The organism is Porphyrobacter sp. HT-58-2 (assembly GCF_002952215.1).
Taxonomy (GTDB): domain Bacteria; phylum Pseudomonadota; class Alphaproteobacteria; order Sphingomonadales; family Sphingomonadaceae; genus Erythrobacter.
In genome coordinates this window covers 2204489-2221181 of record NZ_CP022600.1, presented here as the reverse complement: position 1 = coordinate 2221181, position 16693 = coordinate 2204489, and the positions used below count along the sequence as shown (strand labels likewise).

At 65.5% G+C, this 16693-nt stretch carries 13 protein-coding genes and 1 tRNA gene; 8 read left to right on the top strand and 6 right to left on the bottom strand.

The window, feature by feature from the left end:
- Nucleotides 1–6: 6 nt before the first annotated feature.
- The 3 genes from CHX26_RS10420 to CHX26_RS10410 form a co-directional block, all read right to left on the bottom strand.
- Nucleotides 7–525: an AHH domain-containing protein gene (locus CHX26_RS10420; RefSeq protein WP_104942300.1), complete on the bottom strand. Its 519-nt coding sequence runs from the start codon at nt 523–525 to the stop codon at nt 7–9.
- Nucleotides 526–1266, bottom strand: a complete 741-nt coding sequence (locus CHX26_RS10415) for a hypothetical protein (protein WP_104942299.1) — start codon at nt 1264–1266, stop codon at nt 526–528. It lies immediately after the preceding gene.
- Nucleotides 1267–1424: 158 nt separating this feature from the next.
- Complete coding sequence (locus CHX26_RS10410; RefSeq protein ID WP_104943380.1) at nt 1425–1853, bottom strand: flavodoxin family protein; 429 nt, start codon at nt 1851–1853, stop codon at nt 1425–1427.
- 152 nt (nt 1854–2005) lie between these two features.
- Between CHX26_RS10410 and recJ the strand changes: the two genes are divergently transcribed.
- The 8 genes from recJ to phoB all read left to right on the top strand — a co-directional run bounded on the left by recJ (nt 2006) and on the right by phoB (nt 10483).
- Nucleotides 2006–3805, top strand: a complete 1800-nt coding sequence (gene recJ, locus CHX26_RS10405) for a single-stranded-DNA-specific exonuclease RecJ (protein WP_104942298.1) — start codon at nt 2006–2008, stop codon at nt 3803–3805.
- Between the two features lie 92 nt (nt 3806–3897).
- A tRNA-Glu gene (locus CHX26_RS10400) sits at nt 3898–3972 on the top strand.
- Nucleotides 3973–4090: 118 nt separating this feature from the next.
- Entirely contained in the window at nt 4091–5332 is a 1242-nt protein-coding gene (locus tag CHX26_RS10395; RefSeq protein WP_104942297.1) for a sensor histidine kinase, read from the top strand.
- 110 nt (nt 5333–5442) lie between these two features.
- Nucleotides 5443–6828 carry a phosphate ABC transporter permease subunit PstC gene (gene pstC, locus CHX26_RS10390; protein WP_104942296.1) on the top strand — a complete coding sequence of 462 codons (1386 nt, stop codon included), beginning with the start codon at nt 5443–5445 and terminating at the stop codon, nt 6826–6828.
- A complete protein-coding gene (gene pstA / locus CHX26_RS10385) occupies nt 6825–8099 on the top strand; it encodes a phosphate ABC transporter permease PstA (protein WP_104942295.1) in 1275 nt (424 codons plus the stop codon). The genes pstC and pstA overlap by 4 nt, the downstream gene beginning before the upstream one ends.
- Before the next feature lie 17 nt (nt 8100–8116).
- Nucleotides 8117–8884 carry a phosphate ABC transporter ATP-binding protein PstB gene (gene pstB / locus CHX26_RS10380; protein ID WP_104943379.1) on the top strand — a complete coding sequence of 256 codons (768 nt, stop codon included), beginning with the start codon at nt 8117–8119 and terminating at the stop codon, nt 8882–8884.
- Complete coding sequence (phoU, locus tag CHX26_RS10375) at nt 8884–9552, top strand: phosphate signaling complex protein PhoU (RefSeq protein WP_172449787.1); 669 nt, start codon at nt 8884–8886, stop codon at nt 9550–9552. The genes pstB and phoU overlap by 1 nt, the downstream gene beginning before the upstream one ends.
- 241 nt (nt 9553–9793) lie before the next feature.
- Nucleotides 9794–10483 carry a phosphate regulon transcriptional regulator PhoB gene (phoB, locus tag CHX26_RS10370; RefSeq protein ID WP_104942293.1) on the top strand — a complete coding sequence of 230 codons (690 nt, stop codon included), beginning with the start codon at nt 9794–9796 and terminating at the stop codon, nt 10481–10483.
- Nucleotides 10484–10499: 16 nt separating this feature from the next.
- Here the strand turns inward: phoB and CHX26_RS10365 are convergent, their stop codons facing one another.
- From CHX26_RS10365 to CHX26_RS10355, 3 genes are read right to left on the bottom strand one after another with little or no spacing between them, the layout of a single operon-like run.
- Nucleotides 10500–13961: an error-prone DNA polymerase gene (locus CHX26_RS10365; RefSeq protein WP_104942292.1), complete on the bottom strand. Its 3462-nt coding sequence runs from the start codon at nt 13959–13961 to the stop codon at nt 10500–10502.
- Nucleotides 13961–15403 carry a UdgX family uracil-DNA binding protein gene (locus CHX26_RS10360; protein WP_172449786.1) on the bottom strand — a complete coding sequence of 481 codons (1443 nt, stop codon included), beginning with the start codon at nt 15401–15403 and terminating at the stop codon, nt 13961–13963. The genes CHX26_RS10365 and CHX26_RS10360 overlap by 1 nt, the downstream gene beginning before the upstream one ends.
- Nucleotides 15403–16656, bottom strand: coding sequence for a putative DNA modification/repair radical SAM protein (locus tag CHX26_RS10355; RefSeq protein ID WP_104942291.1), 1254 nt, complete (start codon nt 16654–16656; stop codon nt 15403–15405). Before CHX26_RS10355 ends, CHX26_RS10360 begins: the two co-directional genes overlap by 1 nt.
- Nucleotides 16657–16693: the final 37 nt, after the last annotated feature.

Sequence of the window (16693 nt, the reverse complement as noted above, 5' to 3'; positions counted from 1 at the left end):
CGCGCGTTACTGCGCTGACCACAAAGCCTCGGCCATCGCGTCCAGCTCGGTAAAGTCGAAGCCGGTGCCAAGCGGGTCATTGCGGTTGAGCAGGATCCGCCGACGCTCCGCCAGCAACTGGCGGCGCAGCGCACCTTGCAGCAGATGCAGGCGCATCAGCGCCTCAGCCAGCGCTGCGTCCTCGTCATGACGGCGCAGCAGCGACCAGCGCGCCTCGATCTGGCCGACGCGGGCGATCACGACCTCGTTGTAACGCCGGTGCGGCCCGCGGTGGAGCGGCATCCCGGTGCGCAGGCTGGCGACCTCGTTTGCGGGCAGCAGCAGGCCGTTGCGGCGGAAATCGTCAAATCCTACCCGCGCGCGTCCGATATCGGCAAACATCGCGCCGAAGCATCGCTGGGAAAGCAATTGCCGGGGCAGCAGGTGGTGACGTTGCAGACCGGGGTCATAGGCCCGCGAACCCGGCACATTGACCGAGCGGAAGGCGATGACAGTGATGCGATTGCGACGACCCCAAACCTGCATCTATTCCCGCCACACGCTGACAAGGGCGCGATTGCGCGAGGGCCGAAGGACAAGCCGCGTGCCATCCGGCGCGATGATCCGCTCATCATTCGTCAGTGTTCCGGCGATGACGAGATGATTGACGAGACGGATGCCAAGCCGCGTCGCTGCCACCCGATCACCGCACAGGGGCGGCTCTATCCGCAGTTCCTGCCCGGTCCAGAACGTCAGTCCCACGCTTTGCAGCGCGCCATCATCGGCCTGTGAAAAGGCGGTAAGCCCAAGCGCGGGAAAGGGACCACCATCGAGCCATGCGGAAGTGACGGATTCAAAAAACTGTCGCCCGATTGCACTGCGCGCCGGCCCCCAGCAAACGGCGGCAAGATCGCCGAAGTGGCGGGTCAGGTCTCCGGCGAGCGCAAACAGCGCCCGCATCACCGGCAGGCTGTTTCCGCTTGCCGCAAGGTGCGGCCCGACCCGCAGCACCATCGATTCGAAGCGTTCAGCCGTAGGCAGCGCTGGCAGATCGAAGCGATGCTCGACCACCGGAAATTCGCTCGCCGGGCCCGGAGCAAGGCCGCTGAGATCAAAGGTCAATCCGTCACGCAGCAGTTCGACCCAAAGCTGCTGACCAGGCCAGACCGCTTCGGCGTGCGGCTTTTCATCATGGAAGGGATCATGGCTGATACCCGCCACGTGCTGATTGGCCGCAAATGCCCCGATCGCGAGCCGATCAGGCCGCTTGCCGGGTGCAAACAGCAAATGCAGCTCTGCGGCATCGGCGCGCTGCGACTGTGAAATGGTTCAGGCCCCCCTGATATCGTGCCTGGGCTCAGCAAAACTCCCAAGATATCATTGACGTGTTTGCGAGCCATCGTCGAGTCCCCAAAGGCCTTGGCTGTTCCAAAATGGGTCAATCTCTAGAACACGCCGAGCCGCAGCCCCTCTGCCATGCCAGCGCCCAATTCACGACACCGGGCAATCATCGCTGCGGGTACCTGCTTGGGCGCGGCAATGGCTTCGGCAGTCTGCGCCGCGAAATTGACGATCAGCGGCTCGGCCACCCGCCTGAGCCGCCATCCGGTGGCGATGCGGTCAATCTGCCGCTGCGCACCCTCCCCGTCCGAACCGGCAGCGATGATCGTGGCATAGGGCCGCCCTTCGATCCGGCCGAGCACAGGGTAATAGGCGCGGTCGAACATCTCCTTCATCAGACCGCTCATGCTGGCGAGGTTTTCCGGGCAGCAGAAGATGTAGCCATCTGCACCCAGCAGCATCTCGGGCGCAGCATCAGCCGCCGCGACAAGCCACCCGGCATCGCCGGCCCCTGCGGCAGCGGCCGTCGCCATCGCGGCGCTGGCCCCGGTGCGGCTGTGCCAGATGATCAACACGCGAGGCGGGGAAGAGACGGAGGCCATTGGCGAAAGCTTCCCCGCGCACCTGTCGATTGTCAACCACGCCCACCTGTCGGCACCGCGCGCTTTGCGCTAGAACGCGCGCCATGCCTGCCAGCCCCCTGCCCCCGCCTGCTTTTGCGCCCGTGCTGGGCGTTGCCACCTCGCTTTCGGGCAAGGCCTGGCGCTGGCGCGGCGGGAACATGGAACTGGGCGATGCCGCCCAAGGCCTTGACCATTCGATCCTTGAGCAGTTGCTGCTGACACGTGGCGTGGCCGAGGATGATCTTGCCCGCCACGCCCAACCAACCTTGCGCGCCTTCCTGCCCGACCCTTCGTGCCTTCGCGACATGGACACCGCCGCAGAGCGTCTGGCCGATGCCGTCACCACCGGCGAGCGAGTGACGATCTATGGCGACTATGATGTGGACGGGGCCACCAGTGCCGCGCTGTTGGTGGAACTGCTGCGCCAGCTGGGGCTGGAGGCAGGTTACTACATCCCCGACCGCCTGCTGGAAGGTTATGGCCCAAGCGGAGAGGCGCTGGTCAGGCTGGCGGAGACCGGATCGCAGCTGATCGTCACGGTCGATTGCGGCGCGATGGCGCACGAGGCGCTGGGCATGGCGCGCGATGCGGGGGTGGATGTCATCGTGGTCGATCACCACAAATGCGCGCCCGAGCTTCCGCCCGCTGTCGCTCTGGTCAATCCCAACCGGCTCGACGAAAGCGATCTGGGCGCGGCGCATGGCCACCTCGCGGCGGTCGGCGTCGCCTTCCTACTCGGCGTTGCGCTGGTGCGGACATTGCGAGGCCGGGGCTGGTTTGCGGGCGGACGGTCGGAGCCTGACCTGATGGGCCTGCTCGATCTTGTCGCGCTCGGCACGGTGGCCGACGTTGCCGCGCTGCACGGCCTGAACCGTGCATTTGTTGCGCAGGGGCTGAAAGTGCTGGCCCGACGCGACCGGATCGGGATGGCGGCGCTGATGGATGCAAGCCGTCTCGCCCGCGCGCCGCAATGCAGCGATCTCGGCTTCGCGCTTGGCCCGCGCATCAATGCCGGCGGGCGGATCGGCGAATCGACTCTGGGCGTGCGCCTCCTGACCACGAACGACCCCGAAGAAGCCCGCGCCATCGCCGCGCAGCTTTCCCAGCTGAATGACGAACGCCGCGCGATCGAAGCGGAAGTGCAGGAAGCGGCCGAGGCGCAGCTGGCGGGCCAGCACAACATGGCGGTGCAGGTCTTGTCCGGCCACGGCTGGCACCCCGGCGTGATCGGGATCGTTGCCGGGCGCATCAAGGAAAAGACCGGAAAGCCCGCAGTCGTGATCGCACTGGACGAATCGCAGGGCAAAGGCTCCGGACGTTCGATCAGCGGCGTTGATCTGGGCGCCGCGATCATTGCCGCACGCGAGGCGGGACTGCTGGTCGCAGGCGGTGGTCACGCAATGGCCGCGGGGCTGACGATCGACCCGGCGCGGCTCGCTGATTTCGCAGGCTTTCTTGATGAACGCCTGGCCCGCGATGTCGAGCGCGCGCGGGCGGGCGCAGCGATGCTGCTCGATCTCGCGCTGGCACCGGGAGGCCTGACCCCCGATCTGGTCGAAACGCTGGAGGCCGCTGGCCCCTATGGCGTGGGCTGGCCAGCGCCGCGGGTTGCGGTTGGCCCGGTACGGATTGTGAAGGCCGATATCGTTGGCAAGGATCACGTGCGCCTGATCGCAAGCGGCAATGACGGGAAGAGCTTCAAGGCCATCGCCTTTCGCGCGGCAGAGACCGAATTGGGCCAGACCCTGCTGCACCGCAGCAATGGGCGGCGCTTTCACCTTGCAGGGCGCGCGAAGATTGATGACTGGGGCAATCGCCCGACGGCTGAACTGCAACTGGAAGACGCAGCTTTCGCCGATTGAGGCCGCGGCGCACAAAATTTCCCGGCGGCAGCGCAAACGGGGGTTGACCACCCTGAAACACCCCCCTATTGGCGCGCTCTCGCAATCGCGACGGCCCCTTCGTCTAGCGGTTAGGACGCGGCCCTTTCACGGCTGAAACACGGGTTCGATTCCCGTAGGGGTCACCACCTCTCACGAGGCTGGAACAAGGCGGCAGGCTTCGGCCTCGCCGCCTTTTTCATTTCCGGTTGGCGTGCGCCTTGCACCTCTTTCCAGCCCTTGCGCTTGGCTGTAAGGCGCTGGGCCATGGGCAGCGGCCAGAACTTTCCCATCGCCGGCGTCAGCCTTGCGGCGGTGACCTTCGTGGCGCTGCTGTTGCTGGGCGTGGACGTGGTGATTGCCGTGGCGGTGCTGACCGTGTGGGTCGGATCGCTGCTGGTGGCGGCGGGGCGTCCGCCGGAACCGCCCCGGGCCAAGACCAGGCAGCGACTGACCCTCGAATCGATCAGCGATCTGATCGAGAATTCCTCGATCCCGCTGGTCATAACGGACCGCAACACCATTGCGCTGGCCAATCATGCCGCGCGCCGGATGCTGGGGCCGCACGTGATCGGACAGGACACCCGCGTTGCCTTGCGCCAACCCGAAGCCGTGTCGCTGCTGGGCGAGAATGGCCAGCGCGAGGCGATCGTGCGCGGGCTCGTGCGGCGCGGAGATATCTGGCAGATCAATCGCCAGATGATCGATGACCGGCTGGCGATGCTCGAATTCATCAACCAGACCGCCGAGGCCGACATCAGCCGCGCGCATACCGATTTCGTCGCCAATGCCAGCCACGAACTGCGCACGCCGCTGGCTGCGATCCTCGGCTATGTCGAAACCTTGCAGGAAGGCGATGCGCAGCTCGACACGCCCACTGCCACCAAGTTCCTCGGAATCATCGAACGTGAAGCCAAGCGCATGCAATCATTGGTAAGCGATCTGATGAGCCTGTCGCGGGTCGAAGCGGAAAAGCACGAACTGCCGACCGAGCGGATCGATCTTGCCGCGCTGGTCGAACGCGCGGCGCGTGATGCGGCCGGTTCGGCACGGGCCGAGCGCCTCCTGTTCGATCTGGCCGCACAGCCGGTGGTGCACGGCGATCGCCAGCAGCTTGAACAGGTCGTGCGCAATCTGGTCGACAATGCGCTCAAATATGGCGCGCCCGACACGCCGGTCAGTGTGTCGCTGGATCTGGCGCAGGGCGATCTGGCCCGGGTGACCGTGGCCGATCAGGGCGAAGGCATTGCACCCGAACAGATCCCGCATCTCACCCGCCGCTTCTATCGCACCGATCCCGGGCGCAGCCGCGCTTCGGGCGGGACAGGGCTCGGGCTTGCGATCGTCAAACATATCGTGGAACGCCATCGCGGACGGCTCGACATAACCAGCGAGCTGGGTAAGGGAACACGCGTGGTGGTGCGGTTTCCGCTGGCCGAAGCCGAAGCGCCCCCGCCCGAAGCTGCCGAATTCGACCAGAACCCGTCAGAAACCCAACAATTGTCATAGTAGTGTCTTATTTATTCAACATCGGCCCGCCATGGCGGGTTTGCGGGAATGCGTGGCCGCTGGCGGCCTGACCGCAAACGCATTGTCTGCAGGAAGCACAGGTCATATCGATGTCGCCGATCACGTTGATCCTCATTGCGCTGGGCCTTGGCCTTGTCGGCTGGCTGGCCGGCCGGGCAAAAGCGTGGGGTTTCCAGACGGGCGATGCGGCTGAGCGGCCCGCATCGCGGCCGGTCTATCACGCCTGGTATGTCGCGCTGTGGGTCGTGCTGCCGGTGCTCGGCTTCGTGGTGGTGTGGTCGGTGCTTTCGCCGCAGCTGGTGATGCAGGCCGTGCTGGCCTCCCCGGCGGCGCAGGATCTGCCCGCGATGGCGTTCGAACGTGACGCCTTTCTCGGCGAGGCCCGCGCCGTCGCGCTGGGGCAGGCACCGGGCGTATTCAACGACGATGCCGAGGCGCTGATCGCTCCGTTCCGTGAAGCGATCGCCCATTACAATTCGGTCGGCGTGATGGTGACGGTGCTGATCGCGCTGGCAGGCGGCGCGCTCGCATTCCTTCGGCTGAAGCCGCAATTCGGCGCCCGAACGCGGGTCGAACGCACGGTAATGGCGGTGCTGCTGGTCGCTTCGCTGGTGGCGATCCTGACGACCTTCGGCATCTTCGCCAGCCTGGTGTTCGAAACGGTGCGCTTCTTCGGCATCGTCTCGCCGGTCGATTTCCTGTTTGGCACCAAATGGGGGCCGGACACCACCGCCAGCCCGGACGCCGTCGATCCCACCCGTTACGGGGCGGTGCCGCTGTTCTGGGGGACGATCTTCATCGGCGCGATCATCGCCATGATCGTTGCCATTCCGCTCGGCCTGATGAGCGCGATCTATCTCACCCAATATGCCGACCCGCGCGTGCGCACCTGGATCAAGCCGCTGCTGGAGATTCTCGCCGGCGTGCCGACCGTGGTCTATGGCTATTTCGCCGCGCTCACCATCGCCCCTGCGATCCGCAATGCGGCGGTTTCCCTCGGCATCGCCAGTGCCTCGACTGAAAGCGCGCTGGCCGCTGGCATCGTGATGGGAGTGATGATCATTCCCTTCGTGTCATCGATGGCGGACGATTCGATGGCCGCTGTCCCCGGCGCGATGCGCGACGGCAGCCTGGCAATGGGTGCGACCAAGTCAGAGACAATCCGCAAGGTGCTGTTCCCCGCTGCCCTGCCCGGCATCGTCGCCGGGATCATGCTCGCGGTCAGCCGCGCCATTGGCGAGACGATGATCGTGGTGATGGCCGCATCGCCTGCCGCCAATCTGACCGCCAACCCGCTTGAGCCGATGTCCACCGTGACGGTGCAGATCGTCAAGCTGCTGACCGGCGAACAGAGCACCGATCACCCCGCCACACTCAGCGCCTTTGCGCTGGGCTTTGTGCTGTTCATGGTGACGCTGGCGCTCAACTTCATCGCCCTGCGCGTCGTCAAGCGTTTCCGCGAGGCCTACGAATGAGCACCGCAGCCCTCCCCGATACCACACCGAATGTCGGGCCGACCCGTACGCCTGCCTTCGAAAAGCGGCTGGCCAAGCGTTACCGCGCCGAACGCAATTTCCGCCTGCTGGGCCTGTCTGCCGTGGTCTTCTCGGTCGCGGTGCTGGTGTTCCTGCTCGGCAATATGGCGATCAACGGCATTGCCGGGTTCCAGCGCGCCGAAATGACGGTGAGCATCAATCTTCCCGCAACGCAGATCAGCGCCGATGCAGCCCAGCTCGATACGCCCGAAGCGATGCTGTGGCTCAAGAAGCAGAACCTCGCCGAAGCCGTGCAGCTCGAAGCGGAAATGCAGCTTGGCAAGGCGGGTGCCGCGCAGCTTTCGCCTGATGCCTGGCGCGATGTCGCCGCCGCGATCATTGATGACCCCACGCTGCTCGGGCGCACGGCCAGCTTCGATCTGCCCGCAACCTCGGCGATGGCCGCTGCGCTGCGCGGTGATGGCCCGCCCGAAACACGCGCGCTGGCACAGCGCCTTGCCGATGAAGGCAAGCTGGCGAACAATTGGGACTGGGGCTTCCTTGCCCGTTCGGACGCCACCAGCCCGCAGGCGGTAGGCATCTGGGCCGCGCTCAAGGGCTCGATGCTGACGATGCTGGTCACGCTGGTGCTGGCTTTCCCGATCGGCGTGCTCTCGGCCCTCTACCTTGAGGAATATGCCCCCAAGAACCGCTGGACCGACATCATCGAGGTTTCGATCAGCAATCTTGCGGCGGTGCCGTCGATCATCTTCGGCCTGCTGGGCCTGTCGGTGTTCCTGTGGCTGTTCCCCAACCTACGTTCCGCCCCGCTGATCGGGGGCATGACGCTGGCGCTGATGACCATGCCGGTGATCGTCATTTCCGGGCGAAACGCGATCAAGGCGGTGCCGCCCTCGATCCGTGACGGTGCGCTCGCCATCGGCGCCTCGCCGGTGCAGGTCGTGTTCCACCATGTCCTGCCGCTGGCGCTGCCGGGGATGCTGACCGGCACCATTATCGGCATGGCCCGTGCGCTGGGCGAAACCGCCCCGCTGCTGCTGATCGGGATGCGCGCCTTCGTGGCCACCCCGCCCGACGGCTTTACCTCGCCCGCCACGGTGCTGCCGATGCAGATCTTCCTGTGGTCCGACGAGATCGATCGCGGCTTTGTGGAGCGCACCAGCGCGGCTATCATCGTGCTGCTGGTGTTCCTGCTCGTCATGAACGGCCTTGCCATCTACCTCCGCAACAAGTTCGAGAAACGCTGGTGACTGTGATTCATCCCAACATGGCTGACGAAGGCGCCAAGATCCGCGCGCAGGACGTCTGTGTCTTCTACGGCGAGAAGAAAGCGATCGATCACGTCTCGATCGACATTTCGCCCAATTACGTCACCGCCTTCATCGGCCCGTCGGGCTGCGGGAAATCGACCTTCCTGCGGTGCTTCAACCGCATGAACGACACCATCGGCGCGGCCAAGGTGACAGGCCTGATCGAACTCGACGGGGAGGATATTCACGGTAGCCGCATGGACGTTGTGCAACTGCGCGCCCGCGTCGGCATGGTGTTCCAAAAGCCCAACCCCTTCCCCAAGTCGATCTACGAAAACATCGCCTATGGCCCCAAGATCCACGGGCTGGCGGAAAAGAAGGCCGATCTCGACGTGATCGTGGAACGCTCGCTCACCCGCGCGGGCCTGTGGGACGAGGTCAAGGACCGGCTCGATGATTCCGGCACCGCGCTTTCCGGGGGTCAGCAGCAGCGCCTGTGCATCGCGCGGGCGATAGCCGTTGACCCGGAGGTTATCCTGATGGACGAACCGGCAAGCGCGCTCGATCCGATCGCGACCGCCAAGATCGAGGAACTGATCGATGAACTCTCCGGGCGCTACGCCATCGTGATCGTCACGCACTCGATGCAGCAGGCCGCCCGCGTCAGCCAGCGCACCGCCTTCTTTCACCTCGGCAAGATGGTGGAATATGGCCCGACCTCGGAGATCTTCACCAATCCGATCGAAGAGCGTACCAAAGACTATATCACCGGAAGGTACGGCTGATGGCTGAACACACCGTCAAGGCATTTGATGAAGACATCACCCGTCTGCGCGGGTTGATCGCGGAGATGGGTGGCCTCGCCGAGGTTGCCATCGCCGAATCGCTCGATGCGCTGGTGCGCGGCGACGAAGTGCTGGCCGAACAGGTTGTCGCCCGTGACAAGCGCATGGACGCGCTGGAAATGGAAGTCGACAAGCTCGCCGTGCGGATCATCGCGCTGCGCGCCCCGATGGCGGATGACCTGCGCGAAGTGATCGCCGCGCTCAAGATCGGCGGGGTGCTGGAACGCATCGGCGACTATTCGAAGAACATCGCCAAGCGCACCGGGATGATCGAAGGACGCGCCCGGTTCGAACCGCTGACGCTGCTGCCGACGATGGGCGAACTGGCGGGCGAGATGGTGCATGATGTGCTGACCGCCTATGCCGCGCGCGATCCTGACCTTGCCCGCGAAGTGATTGCCACTGATGCCAAGGTCGACGGGTTCTATAACTCGATCTTCCGCAACCTTGTCAGCCACATGGTGGAAAATCCTTCGACCATTTCGAGCGCGGCGCAATTGCTGTTCGTGGCCCGCAACATCGAACGCATCGGCGATCATGCGACCAACGTGGCCGAGATGGTGCATTTCGCGGCCACCGGCGTCTACCCGCCCGAAGGCGACCGCTGAAGCGTGCCTGCGGCAGGCCGGTTTTGAACCGGTCTCGCCTGCTGCTTGCCCCGCTTTAGACCACCCTTAGCCTCGCTTCGCGGGGATCTTGCTGCGCCTTGAACAGGCGGTTTCACGTGAAACATGGCGGGTTCGGGCAGGCCGCGGTTGAATTCCGGCGCGGTTTCATCAAACTGTCGCGCAAGTGACACATAGGGTCGGCGGTTCCCCGCATTGGCGGGTCTGAGGAGGCATATCGCGCATGTCCGCTGCCAAATTGCTGCTGGTCGAAGACGATCCATCGCTCTCCGAATTGCTGGAATATCGTTTCCGCAACGAAGGTTACGCCGTACGCTGCACCGGCGACGGGGATGAAGCCCTGGTGCTCGCCGCCGAGGAAATGCCCGATCTCATCATCCTCGACTGGATGATCGAAGGCACTAGCGGGATCGAGGTCTGCCGCCGGTTGCGCCGCGACAAGCAGACGGCCCATGTCCCGATCATCATGCTGACCGCCCGCGAAGCCGAGGACGACCGGGTGCGCGGGCTTGAGACCGGGGCTGATGATTACCTCACAAAACCCTTTTCTCCCAGAGAGTTGCTGGCGCGTGTGGCGGCAGTGATGCGCCGCATCCGTCCTGCGCTGGCAGGCGAGACGATCGAAGTGGGCGATCTCAAGCTTGATCCGGTGGCACACAAGGTCCAGCGCCGCGGCCGCGCGCTGCAACTGGGGCCGACCGAATACAGGCTGTTGAAATTCTTCATGGAAAGCCCTGGCCGGGTGTTCAGCCGTGGGCAACTGCTCGATGGCGTGTGGGGCACGGGTTCGGACATCGAACTGCGCACGGTTGACGTCCACATCCGGCGGCTGCGCAAGGCGATCGGGATTGACGGTGCGAAAGATCCGATCCGCACGGTGCGTTCCGCCGGCTATGCGCTCGAAGCTGCCTGAAATTCAGGGCGCAGGCCTAGTGAAAATCGCGTGATTTCGGGATGATACGGGCATCGCGTGGATGCCCACCGGGGCCGCGCTCCGGCATCGGACGATTGACCTCGTCAGCGCGGGCGAGCGGGGCGTCGAGCAGGTCGTCGGACAGGGCGTGAAGCCGGTGGGTCGCATCGGTCAGATGGGCGGCGATGACGTGGATCACCTCGTCATCATACTCGACCCGGCCCCGCACCTCCATCAGCCGTGCCCCCATCACCACCTTGCGCTGTTTTTCCTTGAGATCGGGCCATACCACGAGGTTGACCACCCCGGTCTCGTCCTCGAGCGTGATGAAGGTCACGCCCTTGGCGCTGCCGGGCCGCTGGCGGATCAGCACCACGCCAGCGACCTGCACCATGCTCCTGAATTTCCGCGATCTTAAATCGCAGGCGCGCACGAAACCGCGCTCGGCCAGATCGGCACGCAGGAAGGCCATGGGGTGCGCCTTCAGGCTGAGGCGGGTGGTCTGGTAATCGGCCACCACTTCCTCGGACAGGGGCATGGCGGGGAGTGTGATCGCACGGCGCTCCGCCCCCTCCTCGCGCACGCCCATGGCGCGGAACAAAGGCAGGTCGGGCGCGGCAATCAGACTGCGGGCATCCCACAAGGCCTGTCTGCGGGTGAGCCCCAGCGAGGTGAAAGCATCGGCGCTGGCGAGCCGCTCGATATGCACCGGCGACAGCCGGCCCCGTGCGCGCAGATCGGCAATATCGCGGTAAGCCCCGCCTGCCTCGCGCGCCGAGACAAGCGCGGCGGCGACGTGTTCGGGCAGGCCGTCAATCTGGCGCAAGCCAAGGCGCAGGGCTTCGCCCTCCAGCGTGCAATCCCAGAGACTTGCATTCACATCGACCGGCAGCACCCGCACCCCGTGCTCCGCCGCGTCGCGCACGATCTGCGCGGGCGCGTAGAAGCCCATCGGCTGCGAATTGAGCAGCGCGCAGGCGAAGGCAGCCGGGTAGTGGCACTTGAGCCAGCTCGACACGTAAACCAGCTGGGCAAAGCTCGCAGCGTGACTTTCGGGAAAGCCATATTCGCCGAAACCTCTGATTTGATTGAAGCATCTCTGTGCAAAGTCGCGATCATAGCCGCGCGCGACCATGCGTTCGACCATCATGTCCTGAAGCTCGTCCACCATCCCCCGGCTGCGGAAGGTCGCCATCGCCTTTCTCAGCCGGTTGGCTTCGAGGCTGGAGAACTTCGCCGCATCCAATGCGATCTTCATCGCCTGTTCCTGAAAGATCGGCACGCCCAGCGTGCGCCCCAAGATGCTGGTGAGCTCATCCGGCGGCCCGTGTTCGGGCGCGGGCGCGGGGATCTGGACGGGCTCTGCACCGCGGCGGCGCTTGAGATAGGGATGCACCATGTCGCCCTGAATCGGGCCGGGCCTGACAATCGCGACCTGAATGACAAGATCGTAGAATTCGCGCGGGCGCAGGCGCGGGAGCATGTTCATCTGCGCCCGGCTCTCGACCTGAAACACCCCGAGCGAATCGCCCCGGCGCAGCATGGCGTAAGTCTCCGGATCTTCGCGCGGGACAGTGGCGAGCGTCAGAGCGCGGCCGTGATGCGCACCCAGCAGATCGAGGCATTTGCGAATGCAGGTCAGCATCCCCAGCGCCAGCACATCGACCTTGAGGATGCCCAGCGCCTCGATATCGTCCTTGTCCCACTCGATGAAGCTCCGCTCGGGCATGGCGCCATTGCCGATCGGGACGGTCTCGGTCAGCGCGCCTTCGGTCAGGATGAAGCCGCCGACATGCTGGCCCAGATGGCGCGGCATGCCGATCATCTGCTCGGTGAGCTTGAGCACGCGGCGCAAGTGCGGGTCGGTTATGTCGAGGCCCGTTTCGGCGGCGTGCTTCTCGGAAATCTCGCGGCCCCACCCGCCCCAGACGGTGCGTGCCAGCGCGCTGGTGACGTCCTCCGACAGGCCCATCGCCTTGCCCACCTCGCGGATCGCCATGCGCGGGCGGTAGTGGATCACGGTCGCACACAGCCCGGCGCGGTGGCGGCCATATTTGCGGTAGATGTACTGGATCACCTCCTCGCGCCGTTCATGCTCGAAATCGACATCGATATCGGGCGGCTCCTTGCGCTCTTCGGAGATGAAGCGATCGAACAAGAGCTGGTGCTTGGCCGGATCGACGCTGGTGATGCCAAGGACGTAACACACGGCGGAGTTGGCCGCTGAGCCGCGCCCCTGACACAGGATTGGCGGCTCCTGCCCCCGCGCGAAATCGACGATGTCCTTGATGGTGAGGAAGTAGCGCGCCAGATCAAGCTTGGCGATAAGGGCAAGCTCGCGCTCCAGCGTGGCGCGGACGGTTTCGGGCAACCCTTCGGGATAGCGCCCCCCTGCCCCGGCCCAGACCTCGCTCTCCAGAAAGGCCTGCGGGGTCTGGCCGTCGGGGTAGATCTCCTCCGGGTATTCGTAGCGCAGTTCATCGAGGCTGAAGTTGCACCGATCGGCGACTTCGCGCGCGGCGCGGATCGCGTGAGGCCAGCGGGCGAAGAGGCGCCGCATCTCCTGCGGGGACTTGAGGTGCCGCTCGGCATTGGGGTGGAGCAGGTGCCCGGCGGCGGCCACGGTGGTCTTGTGCCGGATCGCGGTCATCACGTCCTGCAAGGCGCGCCGCTCGGGCGCATGATAGTGGACGTCGTTGGTGGCGAGGAGGCCAAGGCCGTGAGCGCATGCGAGTTCGTCCAGTCGCTCGATTCGCGCGATATCGTCACCGCGATAAAGGTAGCTGGCGGCGATGTGGCGCAGCGTGGGAAACTGGCGGACGAGGTGGGGCAGGAGGTCGGCGAACGGGGCAGTCAGTTCCATGCTCCCCCCACCCCGGACCTGATCCGGGGCCCCGCTGTCTTGCGGGCCGCTATCGGAAGGGAGCGGGCTCCCGGCTCGGGGGCCGGGACGGGGAAAGGGGATCACATTGCTCGGCACCTGAATGGTGAAGCGCGCATCCGGATCATCCGGCGGGAGCAGGATCAACTGCACGCCTTCGGAATGCTCGGCCAGCAGCGCAAGGTCGATCTCGCACACGCCCTTGTCCTGCCATTCGCCCGAGAGCGTCTGCATCCGGCCCGCGCTGATCAAGCGGCACAAGCGGCCATAGGCGGCGCGGTCCTCAGGGTAGGCGAGGAAGGCGAGGCCCTCAACCGTCTCGATCCGGCAACCGATCACCGGGCGCAATTTCAGCGTCCGCGCCTCGGTATGGATGCGCACCACGCCTGCCATCGAATTGATGTCGGCGATACCAATCGCGTCATAACCCGCCGCGTGGGCAGCGAGCACCAGATCGACCGCGTCCGAGGCGCCGCGCAGGAAGCTGAAGCAGCTGACGAGGCCGAGTTCGACGAAGGCTGCGCGTGGCGGCGCGGCGATGCCGTCGGGGTCGATATCGAGCCTGCGCTTGTCGGGAGTGAGCGGGGCGTCGGGCATCAGTCCACCCCCAATCGCTCCCGCACCATCGCCAGATCCGCAGCGAACAGCACCGCCTGCTTTTCGCGCGCCGCGCCGTCCAATCGCAGAAGGTAGGAGGGGTGGACCGTCACCCACAATTCCGCGCCGTCACCAAGCAGGATGGCCTGGCCACGCTCGCGATTGACGCTGACCGTGCGCCCGAGCAACCCGCGCGCCGCGCTTGCCCCCAGCGCCAGCACGATCCGGGGACGCACCAGCGCGCGCTCGGCATCGAGCCACCAGCGACAGGTATCGATCTCCTTCGCACCAGGCGACTGGTGCAGGCGGTGCTTGCCCTTCCATGCGAACTTGAAGTGCTTGACCGCATTGGTGACATAGGCCGCGCCCCGCTCGATACCGGCGGCGGCAAGATATTCGTCCAGAAGCTGCCCCGCCGGGCCTACGAAAGGCCGCCCGGCGATGTCCTCCTGATCGCCGGGCTGCTCGCCGACGATCATCAGCGCGGCCTGCGAAGGCCCCTCCCCCGCCACCGCGCGGGTGCCGCAGTCGGCAATCGGACAGTCGCGGCAGGCGGCGATGCCTTGCGCGACTTTGGCAAGCGTCTCCGGCCGCGCCCGCTCGTCCCGCGCGCCCGCCGCCACCATCGCCGCCTCGCGCGCCTGCGCGCCGGCGATGAGCTGCGGGATCAGCTCGGCCTCGGGCAGATTCTTCCAGTATTTCTTCGGCATCTCCGAGAGCATCGCGCCGACCTTCAGCCGCGCCGGATTGAAGATCGAGGCATAGTAGGACCGCCACAGTTCCTCGACCGGATCGCCGCCCGGCGCATCCTCGCGGCGCGCGGGCGGGCCTTCGCGCATCGTGGTGCCATCCCAGTGGATGCTCCCGCGCGGGGTGAGGATCGACCAGCGCATATTGGCAAAGCGGCGCATGAAGAAAGCCGCCTCGGCGCGCACGATGTGATGATCGGGCTCGAACCAGGCGACGAAGTGAGGGGTGCCGTCCTCCTCCTGCACCTCGCGGAAGCGGACGAAGGCGTGCATCTTGTGGGCATCACGCCGCACCGACTTGGCGAGCTCTTCGAGGCGACGAACCTCGGGATCGGCCTTGTCTTCCATCAGCCGGGGCTGGCGCTGAAGCCGCCACAGCACGCGGTAGAGGAGGGCGAAGCGCGTCGGTTCGCTATGCAAAGCGGCGCTGCGGGCGAGCGTCAGGAAGCGCTGGCTGGCGCGGACGGGACGCGCATCGGCAGGCGGTGCAGGCATCCGGCGCTCGGCGCGGGAAGGCCCTTCGGCGGCGAACAGATCGCCGGTCGCCCCCGGCTCGATCCACGATACCCGGTCAGGCGGCACATCGCACTGGATGAGCCCCCGCGCCCGCTCGCGCCAGAAGGCAAAATCGTCGGGCGCGGGCAAGTGGACGGCGTAATGCGCGCCGATTGCGGCGTAGGGCATGACGCGCATCAGAACAGCTCCAGCTGTTCGGACTTCTGGATGATCAACCCCCGCAAATCCGCGCGGTCAGTCAGGAAGGTCGGGCGCCAGTCCACCGTGCAGATGAAGGGGCGCACCTTGGCGACCGACACCGTCAGCCGCGCGACATCGTCCAATCGCAGCCGCCGGTGCCGCCGCGAGGCGAGGATGCGCGCCACCGCCTTGGTGCCCAGCCCCGGCACCCGCAACAGCATCTCCCTGGGGGCTCGGTTGACGTCGACCGGGAAGCTCCCACGGAACTTCAGCGCCCAAGCGAGCTTGGGGTCGATATCGAGCGGCAGGTTGCCGTCCGCTTCCGCCGCATTGGCCACCTCCTCAGGGGCAAAGCCGTAAAAGCGCATCAGCCAGTCGGATTGATACAGCCGGTGCTCGCGCAGCAATGGCGGGCGCTTGAGGGGCAGCACAGCGCTCGCATCGGGGATCGGCGAGAAGGCGCTGTAATAAACGCGCCTGAGACCGAAATCGCCATAGAGCCGGCTCGCCTTGCCGATGATCGCCGCATCACTGGCATCGTCCGCGCCGATAATCATCTGCGTCGATTGTCCCGCCGGGGCAAAGCGCGGCGCATGGCGGAAACGCTTGCGCTCATCCTTCGCGGTGAGGATGCGCTCCTTTGTGCGCCCCATCGCGCCCTCGATCTGGCGGGCGTTCTTGTCGGGCGCGAGCCGGGTCAGGCCCTGATCGGTTGGCAGTTCGACATTAATCGAGACGCGGTCGGCATAGAGGCCCGCCTGATGGATGATCTCGGTATCGGCCTCGGGGATGGTCTTGAGGTGGATATAGCCGCGAAAATCGTGCTCCTCGCGCAGGATGCGGGCGACCTCGACCAGCTGCTCCATCGTATGATTGGCGCTCTTCACGATCCCTGAGGACAGGAACAGCCCTTCGATGTAGTTGCGCCGGTAGAAGCTCAGCGTCAGGTCGACCACCTCCTGCGGGGTGAACCGCGCGCGGGGGGCGTTCGAGCTCTTGCGGTTGATGCAGTAGTGGCAATCGAAGATGCAGTGATTGGTCAGCAGGATCTTGAGCAGCGAGATACAGCGCCCGTCCGGCGCATAGGCATGGCAGATGCCCATCCCCTCAGTCGAACCCACTCCCTTCCCGCCCAGCGAATTCTTCTTCGCTGTGCCGGACGAGGCGCAGGACGCGTCATATTTCGCCGCATCGGCAAGGATTTCAAGCTTCTGGCGTAAGTCGCGCTTTCTGAGGGGCTGCTGAACCATCGGAACACCTTTTGATGTTCCTTATATGTTCCGCAAT